Raw genomic sequence first — 17,726 nt, 5'->3', positions numbered from 1 at the left:
GTGAATTTATATCTTATATTTCCACAACATTTAGCATTGAATAAAAAAAACCGCTCCAATTAAGGAACGGTTAAGTTAGACTTAGTGCAGCGGTATATTGTATTATTGTTTGTTTTTTAATAGATCTCTAATTTGAACAAGAAGTTCTTCTTGCGTAGGTCCGGCTGGCGAAGTTGGTTTTGGCTCTTCTTTCTTTTTAATATTATTGATTCCTTTAATGATTAGAAACAATACAAAAGCAACAATTATAAAGTTAATTACTGCCGAAATAAACAAACCGTATTTCACACCTCCAAAAGCCGTCAGCTCTTCTATAGTCGATAAATGTGCCGCATCTAATGCTGGTTTTAATATTAACGGTGTAATTACATTTTCAATTAATGAGCTCACAATTTTACCAAAAGCTGCTCCAATGATGACACCAACAGCCAAATCGACGACGTTGCCTTTCATTGCAAATTCCTTAAATTCTGAAAATATCCCCATAATCGTTTATTTTATTTTATAATTAATTGATTATCGAAAATACGGAATTTTCTGCAAAGTTTCTAAAATCTATCTGAAAAATACTCTTTTTACGCGTTGCGAAATACTGGTCATTATTTCATAAGGAATTGTTTTTAATGCCAAAGCCATTTCTGTAACCGTTGGATTTTCTCCAAAAATGATAACCGAATCTCCTTCTTTACAATCAATATGACTTACATCGACCATTAACATATCCATACAAACGCTTCCTAAAATGTATGCTTTCTGATTTTTAATTACTACGTAACCCACCTGATTTCCCCACAATCTTGAAATTCCATCGGCGTAACCTATTGGGATTGTGGCAATTTTAGTTTCTTTTTCTGCCATGAACCTGCGCCCGTAACCTACGCTGTCTCCGGCAGGAATTGTGCGAACCTGCGAAATAATTGATTTTAAAGTTCCTACGTTTTCCAGATATTTTTGTTCTGCCGGATCATTTGAAACTCCGTACAATCCAATTCCTAAACGTACCATATTATATTGTGCATCAGGAAAATTGCTAATTCCTGATGTATTCAAAATATGTCGAATTGGGTTAATATTTAATGCTGAAATTAATTTTGAAGATAATTTTTCGAATAAATTAATCTGAGAAATTACAAAATCATAATGTTTCATTTCGTCGCTTGTTGCCAAATGCGACAGAACACTTTTTACTTTTACGGTTGAATTTCCTTTTAAAGTTTCAATTAATTCATCGAGTGTATTTGCTTCAAAACCTAAACGATGCATTCCCGTATCTAATTTTATATGAATTGGGAAATCTTTTAAATCCTTCTCTTTTGCAATTTTCAGAAACGCTTTTAATCCTTTTAGGCTATAAATTTCAGGCTCCAGATTGTATTGAATTATCGAAGGAAAACTTGTCGATTCCGGATTTAAAACCATTATTGGCAATTTTATTCCGCCATTTTTAAGCGAGATTCCTTCATCGGCGAAAGCCACACCTAAATAATCAACTTTATGATGTTCTAATAATTTGGCAATTTCTAAACCTCCGTTTCCATAACCAAATGCTTTTACCATTACCATTAATTTTACATTGCCGGCTAATTTTGATTTATAGTAATTGAGGTTATGACTTATAGAATTCAGGTTAATTTCAAGAATGGTTTCATGTGTCTTTTCTTCTAATAAAGAAACAATTTCCTCGAACTGAAATGATCTTGCGCCTTTTATTAAAATAGTTTCATTTTGAAAATTCAAAATTTCAATTTGAGCGGTAAATTCGGCTGTATTTTGAAATGTGATACAGTTTGGGAATTTTGCTGCAAATGATGCAATCACAGATCCAATTCCTATTACACGGTTTATTTCATTATCAGCAATTAATTGAGCCACTTTAGAATACAATTCTTCATTTGAAAATCCGCTTTGAACGATATCAGATAAAATAATCGTTTTTGAAGCGTTCTTCTTTTTTTGACTTTCCAGAAAATCCAAAGCAATTTTAAGAGATTCAAAATCAGAACTGTAGCTATCATCGATAATACTGCAATTGTTGATTCCGTTTTTAACTTCAAGTCGCATTTGAACCGGATATAAATTTTGAACGCAATTTTGAATGGTTTCAGAATCGTATTTAAAATAAAGCAAAACCAACAAACATGAAATAGCATTTTCTATAGAAGCCGAATCACTAAACGGAATTTCCAGATTAAAAACTTCTTCTTTATATTGGTATTTAATATGCGTAGAATCTGTTTTACTTTCTTTTTTCAGAATAAAAACATCTGCAGTGATATCAGTAAAACTCCATGAAAAAAGATTCCTGTCATTTAATGGATATTCGGCACAAAACGAATACAGACATTGATCTACAAGCGGATTTTTTTGATAAATTATTACTGAAGATTCCTTAAATAATAATAATTTCTCGTTGATTTTTTGCTGTAAATTTTTAAAACCTTCATCATGTGCAGAACCTATATTGGTCAAAACTCCAATTGTAGGTTTAATGATTTTTTCGATTTTAATCATTTCATTAACCGTCGAAATTCCAGCTTCAAAAATACCTAAATTGTGTTTCTCGTTAATTGAAATTACGGATAACGGAACCCCAACTTGCGAATTATAACTTTTAGGACTTCTGACAATATTGTAATCCGGGCTCAATAAAAAGTTAAGCCATTCCTTTACTATCGTTTTGCCGTTACTTCCGGTCAATCCGATAATAGGGAAATTGAAAAGATTTCGATAGTAACCTGCCAATTCCTGCAATGCATTCAATGTGTTTTTGACTACCAGAAAATTAGCTTTTCCGGCACAATTTTCAGGAATATAGTGTACGACAAAATTTTGCACGCCTTTCTCAATCAATTCTTTAATATACAAATGAGCATCATTATTAACACCTGACAGGGCAATAAACAAAGTTTCAGATCCGTTTTGTAATGAACGGCTATCGATTGAAATATGATCTACTAAAATCGTAGAATCTGACCCAATCCATTTGGCATCAAGAACTGGGATAAGGCTTTTTAAGTTTATGCTCATTTAATATTCTTTTTGTCAAATTTAAAAAAACGTTTGCCACGAATTTCACAATTTTTCATTAATTATTTGCGGTTCTTTTTGCCACATATTAATAAAGGTCGCCGCGAATTTCACAAATTAGCACTAATTCTTTGCGGTTATTTTTTCACGCAGATTTTGCTGATTTAAACCGATTTATTTAATAGAAAAAAAATCTGCGCGTATCTGCTTAAATCAGCAAAATCTGCGTGAAAACAAATGTCTGTCAGATTTAAAAAATTTGCCATAAATTAAAATTTGTGCTAATTCGTGCAATTCGTGGCAAAAAAACATTATTTGTTTATATTTGTTAAACGCCACTAAACACACAGTTTTGAAAAAAATCCTCCCTTTATTCTCTTATATATTACATCCAATTTTTATCTCGATGTATGCCGCATTATTTTATCTTTTTTGCAAAAATGAAGTTTTTACAAATGAGGAAAAATATTATGTTTTATTTCAAATCCTGATTATTACGATTCTTGTACCGGTATTGTTTTTCTTGTTGCTTCGTTCAACAGGACATGTAAAATCTATAATGATTCATGAAACTGCCCAACGCAAAATTCCGCTTATTTTACAGTGTTTTTTATATATTCTATTGGTAAAAAGAAGCATTGTTATTACCCGTTATCCTGAGTTGCATTTCTTTTTTCTTGGTGCTTTATTTAGTACAATATTAGCTTTAGTATGCTCTTTATTTAAGATAAAAGCAAGTTTGCATATGATGGCAATTAGCGGATTTACGATTTTTGCGATTGGATTAAATATTCACCTCCAAATGCAAAATCCGTATTGGGCTGCTTTTTTGATTTTAATGACTGGTGTTGTAGCTTCGTCCCGATTAGAAATGGAAGCGCATTCGCCAAATGAATTGGTAATTGGAACATTTATCGGAATATTTCCGCAATTACTATTTTTGTATTTGTGGCTATAAAATGTAGAAAATCACACCAATATTCATTGCATTAACGCCAATACTTTCGCCTGAAACGGTTTTAACCGATTTGTCGAACAAACCGTTTAAGCCATAATAACAGTAAACATTCCACGTATTATAACCCGCCGAAACATAAACTCCGTATTGAAACTGGTTGATATCTTTATTCTTGGAGATTTTATAAGTTGATTCTCCGTCTTTTAAAATTGATTTGTCTGAGAAAATGTAGCTCAGTTTTACACCACTGTAAATCCTCCAAAACTTATAACTTTCAAATGTTGAATTTCTCCACCTAAATTCAATAGGAACATCTACAGAATATTGTTTGTATCTGTTTGAAACAAATTCACTTGAACTATTTACGCCATAAATCAATGCTCCGTCCGGAGCTTTTGAAATCGTTAGGTTTTGATAAAAATTTTGGTAACTCAATCCTAAACCTGCTGCAATTGCAATAGTTCTCGCTTTATTAATAGGCATATCACGCAAAAAACCTGCTGAAAGTCCGGCTGAAAATTTTTCCTGTTTTAAGCCTGTTGGTCCCTGAACTAAAAGGTTATAGGTAACCGAAAAATAAAACTGATCCTCACGATATAAGGAATCAATTTTTACAATAGGTGTTAGCTCAGGCTTAACCTCTTGCGCAAAAGAATTGAAAAACGATATTAAAAACAAACAACTAAAAAGTAATCGCATATCGTATTTTGGTTTTAAGGAGTTTTTCAAGTAAACGTTTTTTAGGGTAGATTTATTTTACTTACAAATATAATATAATGCTAGTTCAGGATGCAATTTGAACGTAATTATTCTGTTTTTCATGGCGAATAAAATCATTCATTGCACTTTTTTCAAGAAATAAGTAACAGAATTGAAAAAATGAATCTATTTTACTTTGATCTTTTATACCTTTGTCAGGAATGAAAAGAAAACAGCTCATATCAAGTGTTTTTCTGGCTTTAACATTATTGTTCTCAATTTTGTTTCAGTCCATACACAGTTATGAGCATATTGTAAAGCAACTTTCAGAAAAACAATGTCATCACAATTATAATGATCCAAGTGGTGAAATAACGCATCAACATCATGATTATGAGTTATGTTATGTGTGTCATTTTGTGTTTGGAAGTTATATTTTACCTCAAGAATTTGCTTTTCAATTTCACAATTATACAATTGAAATTCCTTATTTTTTCTCTCTTCCGGAAAAAATATTTTCACTTTCAGAAAGCCCGTATTTATTACGAGGTCCTCCCGCAGCTATAGTTTCTTAATTCGAATATATTCGAAAAAACAAAAACTCTTTAAAATCAATTTAAAAAAATTAGAAGATTTCCCCATCTTGAAACTTTCAGGATCGGCATATTTTACTATTCCTTTTAGTTTTGGTTTAAAGACAAAATCAATTTAACTATAGCATCATTTTCAAATGAAAAAATTAATAATTGTCCTAATTTTAGGCTTTTCGAGCTTTCTTTCGGCTCAAAATACAGTTTCAGGAACGGTAACAAATCTTGAAAACCAACCATTATCAAATGTATCTGTTTATGCAGCAGAATTGCATAAAGGAACAACAACTGACGAAAACGGAAAATATGAATTTAAGAATCTTCCAAACGGAAGTTTCCGACTTACTTTTACGATTGTTGGGTTTACGACTCAAAGCAAATCAATTTCTAAACTATTAAAAGAAAACACTTTAGACATTACATTAACTGAATCTATTTTTGAAATGGATGAAGTTGTGGTTTCTACTCCTTTTAACAAATTGCAATCGCAAAACGTAATGAAGGTGGAACATGAAAGCATTAAAACTTTACAGCAAAAAGGAACTTCGACTTTAATTGAAGGTCTGGCAACAATTCCGGGAGTTTCTCAGATTTCTACAGGAACTTCTATCGGAAAACCGGTTATTCGCGGATTAAGCGGAAATCGCGTTTTGGTTTATTCTCAAGGTGTTCGCATTGAAAACCAACAATTTGGAGATGAACATGGTTTGGGTTTAAATGATGCCGGAATTGAAAGTGTCGAAGTTATCAAAGGTCCTGCATCTTTATTATATGGTTCTGATGCATTGGGCGGTGTTTTATATTTTAATCCTGAAAAATTTGCTGATGCGAATACTTTTAAGGCAAATTTTAGTCAAAAATATTTCACAAATACACAAGGAAGCAATTCTTCTATTGGCTTAAAAACGTCTACCGATAATTGGAAATTTTTAGCTCGCGGAAGTTTCAACACGCACTCTGATTATAAAATTGCCGATGGCGATCGCGTTACAAATACTCGTTACAACGAAACCGATTTTAAAACCGGAATTGGATATAGTAATTCTAGTTTTTCAAGTGTTTTAAGATATAACTACAATAAACTTGATCTTGGAATGCCTGATAACGGAATTGGAGAACAATCAACAAGTAAAAATACGGAGTTTCCGAGACAAGGAATTTTTAATCATCTATTTAGTTTAAACAATGTTATCTTTTTTCAAAATTCGAAATTAGATGTTGATTTGGGATATATTGCCAATGACCGAAGTGAATTTGAGGACAGCAATGAAGCTTCTCTTCATATGAAACTGAATACTTTTAATTATAATGCTAAATATCATTTTCCTAAACTTGGGAAAATCGAAACAATTTTGGGCGTGCAGGGAATGCATCAAACGAACAAAAATTCTGGCGAAGAATATTTGATTCCGGATGCTACGACTAATGATTTTGGTGTTTTTGGAACGGCAAATTACGAATGGAACAATAGTGTTGTACAAGCGGGATTGCGTTTTGATAACAGAAATGTTACTTCGCAAGCTCACGGAACTGAAGGTGAAGAGGGATATTTCCTGCCTTTGGACAAATCATTTGATAGTTTTAATGCTTCGTTAGGATATAAAACGAAACTTGCAGAACCTTTAACGCTTCGATTGAATGTGGCAACTGGTTTTAGAGCGCCAAATTTAGCTGAATTAACTTCAAATGGGGTTCACGAAGGAACGAATCGTTACGAAATAGGAAACGCTGATTTAAAAACGGAACAAAACGTTCAGACGGATTTGAATTTAGAATATAAAAACACGCATTTTGAGTTTTTCATTAACGGATTTTACAATCATATCAACAATTATATTTACACTTCGCCAACTGGAGAAATTCGTGACGATAATGATGTTTTTGCTTATACTCAGGATAATGCAAAATTATATGGTGGTGAAGTTGGTTTTCACTTTCACCCGCATCCGCTGGACTGGCTGCATTTTGAAACAAGTTTTGAAACTGTAACGGGTAAAAAAGATAATAATGATTATTTGCCATTAATTCCGGCAAACAACTGGAACAATACTTTAAGAACTGAATTTAAAATCAAAAACTGGCTTGAAGAAGGATATGCGTCTTTAAATGTTTCGTCTACTTTCAATCAGAATAATGTTAGTGGTTTTGAAACAGCTTCAAATGGTTATACTTTAGTAAATTTAGGTTTTGGAGGAACGGTAAAACTCGGCAAACATGCTTTTGATGTAAACCTGAACGGAAACAATTTATTTGATAAAAAATACATTGCGCATCTTTCAAGATTAAAAACAGATGGGATTCCTAATATTGGAAGAAATATTGTTCTTGGGGTGAATTTTAACATCTAACTTTTCAAATTAAACCATGTAAGCCTGATATCCGTTTATTTTTTGTTTTTGGTTAAACTTGTATCTCTTACGTGGTTTATTTAAGCTTTACTTTGCGAAAAAATTTACTGCAAAGCACGCTAAGATTTTTATTTGCAAAGTTTATAAAAAACACAAAGTTCGCAAAGCTGGTTTAGCACTAAGCTTTGCGAACTTTGTGTTTGCTCAAGATACTATTAAATAAATCTTAGCATGCTTTGCGGTAAAATATATATTGATCTCACAAAAAACGCTATTTTTGTTACAACCGTTTAAACTTAAACAATGAAAAAAACATTTCTTATAATGGCTATCACAACCGCAGGAATTTCATTTGGACAAAACAAAATTCAATATCCGGAAACTAAAAAAGGTGAAACCATAGATACTTATTTTGATACAAAAGTAAGTGATCCGTATCGTTGGCTTGAAGATGATAAATCAGCTGAAACAGGAGCTTGGGTCAAAGCTGAAAATAAAGTTACCTATGACTATTTAGATAAAATTCCTTTTCGTGATGAACTTAAAAAACGCATGGAAAAATTATGGAACTACGAAAAAATCAGTGCCCCATTTACAGAAGGAAAATTCACTTATTATACAAAAAATAACGGACTTCAGAATCAAGCTGTTATTTACAGAAAAGGAACAGATGGTAAAGAAGAAGTTTTTTTAGATCCGAATACTTTTTCTAAAGATGGAACAACTTCTCTTGGTGGTTTAGATTTTTCTAAAGACGGAAACAAAGCTGCTTATGCGATTTCTGAAGGTGGAAGCGATTGGAGAAAAGTAATTATCATTGATGCTTTGTCTAAAAAAGTTCTGGAAGATACTTTGGTTGATGTAAAGTTTAGTGGAGTTGCGTGGCACGGAAACGAAGGTTTTTATTATTCAAGTTATGAAAAACCAAAAGGAAGTGAACTTTCCGCTAAAACAGATGAACATAAACTGTATTTTCATAAATTAGGAACTTCTCAAAAAGAAGATAAAGTAATTTTTGGCGCAGACCAAAAACGACGATATATTGGCGGTTATGTTACCGAAGATGATAAATATCTGGTGATTTCAGCAGCTAATTCTACTTACGGAAATGAATTATACATTAAAGATTTAACAAAGCCCAATAGTCCGATTGTTACGATTGTAGACAATTTTAACAGCGACAATCAGGTGATTGAAAATGAAGGAGGAAAATTATTTATTGAAACAGATTTAAACGCACCAAATAAACGTGTTGTTACGGTTGATGTAAGCAATCCAAAACCTGAAAACTGGAAAGATTTTATCAAGGAAACACAGGATATTTTATCACCTTCAACCGGTGGTGGATTCTTTTTTGCCAATTATACTAAAGATGCGGTTTCGTTTGTACAGCAATACGATTATAACGGAAAATTAATTCGTGAAATTAAACTTCCTGCGGTAGGAACTGCAACTGGTTTTGGAGGAAAAAAACACGAAAAAACATTGTATTACAGCTTTACTAATTATACAACTCCGGGATCTATTTATTCATTAGAACCAAAATCAGGTAAATCTGAAGTATATCAAAAACCTGTAGTTGACTTTAAAAGTGATGATTACGAATCAAAACAAATATTCTATACTTCAAAGGACGGAACAAAAATCCCGATGATTATCACGTATAAAAAAGGATTAAAACTAAACGGTAAAAACCCAACTATACTTTATGGTTATGGTGGTTTCAATATTAGTTTAACACCAAGTTTTAGTATTGCTAATGCTGTTTGGATGGAAAATGGCGGAGTGTATGCTGTTGCCAATTTAAGAGGCGGCGGTGAATATGGTAAAAAATGGCATGATGCCGGAACGAAATTGCAAAAGCAAAATGTATTTGACGATTTTATTGCTGCAGGCGAATATTTGATTGCTCAAAAATATACCTCATCTGATTTTTTAGCGATTCGCGGAGGTTCTAACGGAGGTTTATTAGTTGGAGCAACAATGACACAACGTCCTGATTTAATGAAGGTGGCACTTCCGGCTGTTGGCGTAATGGACATGTTACGTTACCATACTTTTACCGCTGGTGCTGGTTGGGCTTACGATTACGGAACATCTCAGGATAATAAGGAAATGTTTGAGTATCTTAAAGGATATTCTCCTGTACAAAACGTAAAAAAAGGCACTCAATATCCTGCAACAATGGTTACAACCGGAGATCATGATGATCGTGTTGTTCCCGCACATAGCTTTAAATTCGCTGCCGAATTACAGGAAAAACAAGCGGGAGATAATCCTGTTTTGATTCGTATTGATGTAAAAGCGGGTCATGGAGCAGGAAAATCTGTTGCTGCAATGATTCAGGAAAGTGTAGACGTTCAGGCGTTCACGCTTTACAATATGGGATTTAAAGCTTTACCTAAAAAGTAAACTTTAGTCCAAATTTTTTATAGCCACGAATTCATAAATTATTTTTGTGAGTTCGTGGTTATTTTTTTTTCCACAGATTCAAAAGATTAAAAATGATTTTCTAAACTGTGTGTTTTTTTTCGCCACAAATTACACAAATTTTCACCAATTATTTTTTTTAAGTCTGCTTAATTGTTTCACGCAGATTCTGCAGATTTAAGCAGATGAACATAGATTTTTTCTTTTTTAAATCAGCCTAAATCTGCAGAATCTGCGTGAAAAAATAATTCGTGAATTCGTGGCTGTTTTTTAAAGCAAGTTTCAAAGAAAATAATTCGTGAAAATTAGCGCAATTCGTGGCAAACCTTTTTTAAATTTGAAATAACTAAAAAACCAGAAAAATGAAAATTGTAAAATGGGGAATTATAGGCTGTGGAAATGTAACTGAAGTTAAAAGTGGTCCGGCTTTTCAGAAAACGCCTAACTCAGCTTTGGTTGCCGTGATGCGAAGAGATGCTGCTCTTGCCGAAGATTATGCCAAACGACATAACGTTCCTAAATGGTATTCGAACGCTGTTGACTTAATCAATGATCCGGAAGTTGATGCCGTTTGTTTATATTGCAACGCCTCCATCATCTCATAAAGAATATACTATTTTATGCGCCAAAGCCGGAAAACCGGTTTATGTTGAGAAACCAATGGCTCTGAATTTCGAAGAATGTAACGAAATGATTAGCGCTTGTAAAGAACACAACGTTCCGCTATTTGTAGCTTATTACAGAAGAAGTTTACCAAGATTCTTAAAAATAAAGGAAATTATAGATCAAAATAAATTAGGCAAAATCAGACATGTAAATTGCGTTTTGTATCATCCGTTTGAAGAACGTTATGATGACGATATTAATTTGCCGTGGACGGTTTTACCACATATTTCAGGTGGCGGAATATTTGTTGATCTGGCTTGTCATACTTTAGATTTTCTGGATTTTGTTTTTGGTCCGATTAAATCTGTTCGCGGTCATGCGAGTTCTCAACTTCTTGCATATCCTGCCGAAGATTCGGTTTCGATGTCGTTTTTATTTGAAAACGGAATTCACGGAACCGGTTTATGGAATTTTGCCAGTTTTGAGCGTTATGATAATACCGATATTGTAGGCGATAAAGGAAAAATATCTTTCTCAACTTTCGGAAATGATTCAATTGAGATTCAATATACAAATGGTGAAAAGGAAACTATTACAATCGAAAATCCACTTCATATTCAGCAGCCTTTTATAGAAACCGTTGTTGAAGAACTTTTAGGCAACGAAGGTTTTTCTCCATCAAAAGGAAATTCAGCCGCAAGAACAACCTGGGTTATTGATGAAGTTTTAAAGGAGTTTAGGGATTCTAAAAAATAATAATTCAATACAATTTTTTCTTTTCAAGAAAGAAATCACATCTCAACCTTTACGCATAGTAAACCCGACAGGTTTTAAAAACCTGTCGGGTTTTGCAAACGGATGAAGTAATTCACATTCATAGATCCATCGTAATATGTTATGCGATTTCTACTTTTTCGAAATGACAAAAAAGCATAAAAAAAGAGGATATTCATATGAATATCCTCTTTTTTATAAAGTATAATTTCTTAAAATTATAGGCTGTATTTAAGACCTAAAGTCAAACCTAAACCTGAAATTCCAACGTAAGTACTAACGTCATCAGTCGCTTTTGTATTATCAAAACCAGCTGCATTAGTTACTTTACTATTTGAAGTAGAATTGATTGACTCAACATATTTAGTATGACTTGCAGAGTATGATGCATCAGGACGGAAAGTCGTTGCTACATTTAATTTGTCTACACCATTTTCAGTATATGTTTCAGTTTCTTTAGTTTTTCCGTGTACAGTAAAGTTACGGTATTCTAATTCTGCAAAAGCTGATATATGTTTTCCTAATTTATAAGAAGTACCTATAGACGCCATAAATCCAATAGAAGGATTAGGTTTTACAACATCTTTTGAATACGCTTCTGTTTGAGCAACTTGATTAGCACCTACAAAAGTAGAATACGTTCTGTCTGTTTTAATATCTAATGTACCCTGAATTGGAACAATAACTCCAACTTTTGTGTAAGGTTCAAATCCATGAGCTTCTCCTAAAAACATTACAAGAGCAGGAGCTAAATCGAAAGCTTTGATTTCTCCTTCTGCTGTAAAACTTAAGTAAGTAGCAGCCGGGCTTGTAGCCGGATTGTATGAAATAAGTCTGTCTGTAGTTTGCGCCATTGTTTTACTATTACTAACGTAGTAATTTGCTGCCATCTCAACTCCTAAACGTGTTGAAAAACGGTAACCAGCAGTAATTCCGCTTCTAAAACCTTGTCCAAAAGAACCTGTTACTCCTTCTCTTGAAACCAGTTTATTATTTGCTAACGTACCTGCATAGACATCTCTATTTGGTAATTGACCTCCAACTGTTGGAAATTCTGTAGAAGCTGTTTGATTAAAGTAAGATCCACCTAATTTAAAATACCAGCTCTCCGGTTTATCTGCTTTTTCTGTTTGCGCCATTGTCGCCATAGAGCAAACTAATAATCCTAGTAAAAATAGGTTCTTTTTCATAATTTGTTTTTTAATTATTTTTTTACAAACATAGATTATTTTAACATATCCTTATTGTTTGCAATGTTAGACTTAGAACGAAATCGTTGTAATTTTACACAATATTACTAAAAAAGTATTATGCATGCATATTTTTAACGTAAAAAAAATGCATTCTTCTAAATTTTAACTGTTAAAATTTAATTCAGCTTAAAATTTACCTGCATTTTCTCTAATTCCATCAATAACTCGGTCGAAATCTTAATTTTTAATCTGCGACTTGGCATCGTTAATTTAGTTACTACTTTAATTTCTTCAACTTCATTGACTTCCCGAATTTTAGTTTCTTCGATTGGAGCATCTTCATTTTCGCTTTCATTTTCATCTACAAAAACAGCATCATCAGCTTCTTCAAAATCAGTAGCGGTTTCTACCTGAACCAAACGTTTTATTTTTTCTAACTCCATAATTTCAAAAGTCACGGTGTTATCTCCTTTATTTTCATTAAATAACTGGCTTAGATTATGAATAAACTCTGTCTGTAAATCTTCTATATTTAATAGTAAAACCAGTTTTTTAGCAAAAGCTTCCAGAATATCCTGCAATTGTCTTATTTCTACAAATTGCATTCTTGGATCTGACTTTTTACCTGTATCATGATTTACCCAGCCATCTTTTATTATTATTTTCAGGAAAGCAAAATTATTCTGAATCAGGAAATGACGGAATTTTAAATACTCTTCTCCAAAAATCTTGAATTCAAAACTCTCATCATATCCTTCTAAATTGAATACTGCCCAACCTTTTCCATTTTTGGCCACACGATGTTGCACATTATTGATAATTCCGGCAAAATTTAGATTTTTACCCACATATTCATTCATGCTTTTCAAGGCTTCTAATCTGGCATTGCAGAAATATTTCATCTCAAATCTAAAATCATCAAGAGGATGTCCTGAAATATAAATCCCGACAACTTCTTTCTCTTTAGCTAATTTCTCCATCGTGCTCCAGTCTTCACACGGAGGAACAACAGGTTCATCGATTTGTACTTCACTCGATTCGCCAAACAAACTTACCTGAGATGAATTTTCGTTTTCCTGAAACTTAGATCCGTAACGAATTGCTTTTTCATAAAAGGTAATTCCGTCACCATCATCATGAAAATATTGTGCTCTTGTAGTTCCTTCAAACGAGTCAAAACCACCTGCCAAAGCCAGATTTTCGATTGCTTTTTTATTTGCTGCGCGTAAATCGATACGTTTTGCCAAATCAAAAATCGACTTATATCTACCGTCTTTTCTGCTTTCTACAATTGTTGCAACAGCTCCGGAACCAACTCCTTTAATCGCTCCCATTCCAAAACGTACAGCATATTCATCATTTACAGTAAATTTGTAAAACGACTCATTTACATCCGGTCCTAAAACCTGTAATCCCATTCGTTTACATTCTTCCATAAAAAATGATACTTGTTTAATATCATTCATATTATTAGAAAGTACCGCCGCCATATATTCGGCAGGATAATGCGCTTTTAAATACGCAGTTTGATACGCAATCCACGCATAACAAGTCGAGTGCGATTTGTTAAAGGCGTAACTCGCAAAAGCTTCCCAGTCTTTCCAGATTTTCTCTAAAATTTTAGCATCATGACCTTTTTTTGCAGCTTGCTCCACAAATTTAGGCTTCATTTTATCCAGAACTTCCTTTTGTTTTTTACCCATCGCCTTACGCAAGACGTCGGCCTCACCTTTTGTAAAGTCAGCCAGCGATTGTGACAAAAGCATTACCTGCTCCTGGTAAACCGTAATTCCGTAAGTTTCTCCTAAATATTCTTCACAGGCATCTAAATCGTATTTGATTTCCTCTTCGCCATTTTTTCTTCTTACGAAAGATGGAATATATTCCAAAGGTCCCGGACGATATAAGGCATTCATGGCAATTAAATCTCCAAAAACCGTTGGCTTCAGATCTTTCATGTATTTCTGCATTCCGGGTGACTCGTACTGGAAGATTCCAACCGTTTCTCCTCTTTGGAAAAGTGCATACGTTTCAACATCATCAATTGGGAATGTGTCCGGATCTAAATCAATTCCGTTTCTATATTTTACCAGTTTAACGGTGTCTTTTATCAATGTAAGGGTCTTTAAACCCAAGAAGTCCATTTTTAGCAATCCTGCACTTTCTGCAACCGAGTTATCAAACTGCGTTACATATAAATCAGAATCTTTTGCGGTGGTAACGGGAACGAAATTCGTAATATCCGATGGCGTAATAATTACACCACAAGCGTGAATTCCTGTATTTCGCATCGATCCTTCAAGGATTTTTGCCTGCTGAATAGTTTCTCCTGCCAAATCATCTTCATTGGCAATGGCGATTAATTCTTTTACATTCTCAAATTCATCAGAGCGAAGTGCTTTTTTAACCTCGTCTTCATTTTCAGAAATAAAACGTGCCAGATTCCATTTTGAAGGCATCATCGCGGGAATCAGTTTTGCGATTCTATCGGCTTCAAATAATGGTAAATCAAGAACACGAGCCGTATCACGAATCGCTGATTTGGTTGCCATTTTACCATAAGTAATAATTTGCGCAACCTGATTTTTACCGTATTTATTGATTACATAATCCATTACACGACCACGGCCTTCATCATCAAAATCGATATCAATATCTGGCATGGATACACGATCCGGATTTAGGAAACGCTCAAAAAGCAAATCGTACTTAATTGGGTCAATGTTCGTAATTCCTAAACAATAAGCTACGGCAGATCCCGCTGCAGATCCACGACCCGGTCCAACCGAAACATCCATATTTCTGGCTTCGGCGATGAAATCCTGAACGATCAAGAAATAACCCGGATATCCGGAATTTGAAATCGTTAATAATTCAAAATCCAAACGTTCCTGAATAGATTCGGTAATTACTCCATATCGCTTTTCTGCGCCAACCATTGTGAGGTGTCGCAAATATTTATTTTCTCCTCGAACTCCGCCGTCAGCTTCATCTTCAACAACCACAAACTCCTGCGGAATATCAAATTTAGGAAGCAATACATCTCGGTAAAGCGAATAAATCTCCACTTTATCGACAATTTCCTGAATATTAATAATGGCTTCAGGCAAATCAGCGAAGAGTTTTTTCATCTCTTCAGATGACTTATAATAGTATTCCTGATTGGGTAATCCGTAACGATATCCACGACCACGACCAATTGGCGTTGCTTGTTTTTCTCCGTCTTTTACACACAATAAAATATCGTGCGCATTGGCGTCTTCTTTATTTAAATAATAAGTATTGTTTGTCGCAATTAATTTGACGTTGTGTTTTTGAGAAAACTCGATCAGGGTTTTGTTCACGCGATTTTCGTCTTCCTGATTGTGACGCATAACCTCTAAATAAAAATCATCGCCAAACTGTTGTTTCCACCAAATCAAAGCTTCTTCAGCTTGGTTTTCACCAACATTCAGGATTTTACTCTGGATTTCTCCGTATAAATTCCCGGACAAAACCATGATATCTTCCTTGTATTGTTCGACAATTTTTCGATCAATTCGCGGAACATAATAAAATCCTTCTGTAAAGGCAATCGACGACATTTTTGCCAGATTGTGATATCCTTTTTTATTTTTGGCCAGCAATACAACCTGATTCCCGTTGTCTTTTTTGCTTTTATCAAGATGGTTGTCGCAAACATTAAATTCGCAACCCACAATTGGTTTCATTTCGGTTTCCGTTGGTTCTTCACCAGCTTCAACCAACGCTTTATTTTTTGCAGATGCCGCTTTATTGTGGTTCATAACGGCGCTCACAAAGTGAAAAGCCCCCATCATGTTTCCGGTATCAGTCATTGCAACGGCTGGCATTCCATTTTTGGCTGTAGCCGAAACAATATTCCCAATACCTATTGTCGATTGTAAAACCGAAAACTGAGTATGATTGTGTAAATGCGCATACTTTGCAGATTTAAAATCTTCTCTGTCAGAATGTGAAACTGTAGTTTCTTTACCAACAGATTCTAAAGCTTTAAGTTGCTCTCTGATTTTATCAGAAGCTGCTTTTAAATTGATGTGTTTTAAACCAATTAAAGGGAATTCCTGAGGATTTCTATTCTGAAATTCTTTAAAATATTCTTTCGGAACATCTAATTCTTCTTTGGTAAAAACTTCTCTTCTGATTAATTCAAGAAAGCAACGCGTAGTTGCCTCAACATCGGCAGTTGCGTTGTGTGCTTCTGCGAATGGTTTATTAAAAAGATAACTGTGTAATTCTGTTAAAGTTGGAAGTTTGAATTTTCCTCCACGACCTCCCGGAAGTTGTAATAATGAAGCGGTAACTTCGGTACAAGTATCTAAAACCGGCATTGAACTCATAGGAGAATCTACACCAGCTCTGTGAAATTCGGCTCCCATAATATTAACGTCGAAACCTAAATTCTGACCAACGATAAACTTGGTTTTACTTAAAGCAATATTGAATTTCTCCAAAACTTCAGCCAAGGTAATTCCATCGGCTTCAGCCAATTCAGTCGAAATTCCGTGAATACGTTCTGCGTCATACGGAATGTTGAATCCGTCAGGTTTTACCAAATAATCCTGATGTTCTATAAGCGTTCCCATTTCGTCATGCAGCTGCCACGCAATCTGAATACAGCGAGGCCAGTTATCAGAATCAGTTATTGGAGCGTCCCAACGTTTTGGTAATCCGGTTGTTTCGGTATCGAATATTAAATACATAGAGTTAAAATAGCAAAAATTAAATTCCAAATTCCAATATAAACATCTGATTATATGGATTATAAAAAATTGCTTTTTAGAAAATGGAAGAAGTTCAAATTTACGCTTTTTTTAGAGAAATAACGAAGCGAAAGTTGTTAACAAAAGCAATAAATAAACCGTTGGCTCTCATTCGCAAAAAAAATAAACACATAGAAACACAGGCAATTGTTTTACAGAAAAGAGCGGTTGAAAATCTAGATTTTTTCACATAGTCCCTAGCTCAATCATTAAGTTAAAGCTTTAAAAAATAAAATTATTGCAGATCAAATCCGTTTTTATCCGCGTTTTTACGAAGTAAATCTGTTTTATCCGCGTCAAAATTAGACGCTGATTTTACT

12 protein-coding genes are annotated in these 17,726 nt (G+C 33.9%); 7 read left to right on the top strand and 5 right to left on the bottom strand.

Annotated elements, in window-relative coordinates; genetic code table 11:
* Positions 1-102 precede the first annotated feature (102 nt).
* Together mscL and ACHZDT_RS17600 are read right to left on the bottom strand one after the other, a co-directional pair.
* On the bottom strand, positions 103-486 hold the full coding sequence (gene mscL / locus ACHZDT_RS17605; protein WP_394775964.1) for a large conductance mechanosensitive channel protein MscL: 384 nt from the start codon (positions 484-486) through the stop codon (positions 103-105).
* Between the two features lie 69 nt (positions 487-555).
* On the bottom strand, positions 556-3,027 hold the full coding sequence (locus ACHZDT_RS17600) for a bifunctional UDP-N-acetylmuramoyl-tripeptide:D-alanyl-D-alanine ligase/alanine racemase (RefSeq protein WP_394775963.1): 2,472 nt from the start codon (positions 3,025-3,027) through the stop codon (positions 556-558).
* A gap of 352 nt (positions 3,028-3,379) precedes the next feature.
* Between ACHZDT_RS17600 and ACHZDT_RS17595 the strand changes: the two genes are divergently transcribed.
* A complete protein-coding gene (locus ACHZDT_RS17595; protein ID WP_394775962.1) occupies positions 3,380-3,985 on the top strand; it encodes a hypothetical protein in 606 nt (201 codons plus the stop codon).
* On the opposite strand, the gene ACHZDT_RS17590 is transcribed toward ACHZDT_RS17595, so the two are convergent.
* The gene (locus ACHZDT_RS17590; protein ID WP_394775961.1) at positions 3,980-4,714 is read right to left on the bottom strand and encodes a porin family protein; all 735 of its coding nucleotides are present in this window, start codon (positions 4,712-4,714) and stop codon (positions 3,980-3,982) included. The genes ACHZDT_RS17595 and ACHZDT_RS17590 overlap by 6 nt on opposite strands.
* 191 nt (positions 4,715-4,905) lie before the next feature.
* Between ACHZDT_RS17590 and ACHZDT_RS17585 the strand changes: the two genes are divergently transcribed.
* From ACHZDT_RS17585 to ACHZDT_RS17565, 5 genes are all read left to right on the top strand, one after another.
* Positions 4,906-5,259, top strand: a complete 354-nt coding sequence (locus ACHZDT_RS17585) for a hypothetical protein (protein WP_394775960.1) — start codon at positions 4,906-4,908, stop codon at positions 5,257-5,259.
* 155 nt (positions 5,260-5,414) lie between these two features.
* Positions 5,415-7,622, top strand: coding sequence for a TonB-dependent receptor domain-containing protein (locus ACHZDT_RS17580; protein WP_394775959.1), 2,208 nt, complete (start codon positions 5,415-5,417; stop codon positions 7,620-7,622).
* Between the two features lie 303 nt (positions 7,623-7,925).
* A complete protein-coding gene (locus tag ACHZDT_RS17575; protein ID WP_394775958.1) occupies positions 7,926-10,034 on the top strand; it encodes a prolyl oligopeptidase family protein in 2,109 nt (702 codons plus the stop codon).
* A gap of 380 nt (positions 10,035-10,414) precedes the next feature.
* Positions 10,415-10,657 (top strand): Gfo/Idh/MocA family oxidoreductase, encoded by a 243-nt coding sequence (locus tag ACHZDT_RS17570; protein WP_394775957.1) that lies wholly within the window; start codon positions 10,415-10,417, stop codon positions 10,655-10,657.
* Positions 10,602-11,414 carry a Gfo/Idh/MocA family protein gene (locus tag ACHZDT_RS17565; protein ID WP_394775955.1) on the top strand — a complete coding sequence of 271 codons (813 nt, stop codon included), beginning with the start codon at positions 10,602-10,604 and terminating at the stop codon, positions 11,412-11,414. Before ACHZDT_RS17570 ends, ACHZDT_RS17565 begins: the two co-directional genes overlap by 56 nt.
* Before the next feature lie 236 nt (positions 11,415-11,650).
* Here ACHZDT_RS17565 and ACHZDT_RS17560 read toward each other — a convergent pair whose 3' ends face one another.
* Positions 11,651-12,622 (bottom strand): outer membrane beta-barrel protein, encoded by a 972-nt coding sequence (locus ACHZDT_RS17560; RefSeq protein WP_394775954.1) that lies wholly within the window; start codon positions 12,620-12,622, stop codon positions 11,651-11,653.
* 179 nt (positions 12,623-12,801) lie between these two features.
* Positions 12,802-17,346 carry a DNA polymerase III subunit alpha gene (gene dnaE / locus ACHZDT_RS17555; protein ID WP_394775953.1) on the bottom strand — a complete coding sequence of 1,515 codons (4,545 nt, stop codon included), beginning with the start codon at positions 17,344-17,346 and terminating at the stop codon, positions 12,802-12,804.
* 83 nt (positions 17,347-17,429) lie between these two features.
* Between dnaE and ACHZDT_RS17550 the strand changes: the two genes are divergently transcribed.
* Entirely contained in the window at positions 17,430-17,600 is a 171-nt protein-coding gene (locus ACHZDT_RS17550; protein ID WP_394775952.1) for a hypothetical protein, read from the top strand.
* Positions 17,601-17,726 lie beyond the last annotated feature (126 nt).

It is taken from the genome of Flavobacterium sp. (assembly GCF_043722275.1).
Lineage (GTDB): Bacteria > Bacteroidota > Bacteroidia > Flavobacteriales > Flavobacteriaceae > Flavobacterium.
This window is presented reverse-complemented; position numbering and strand designations above follow the sequence as displayed.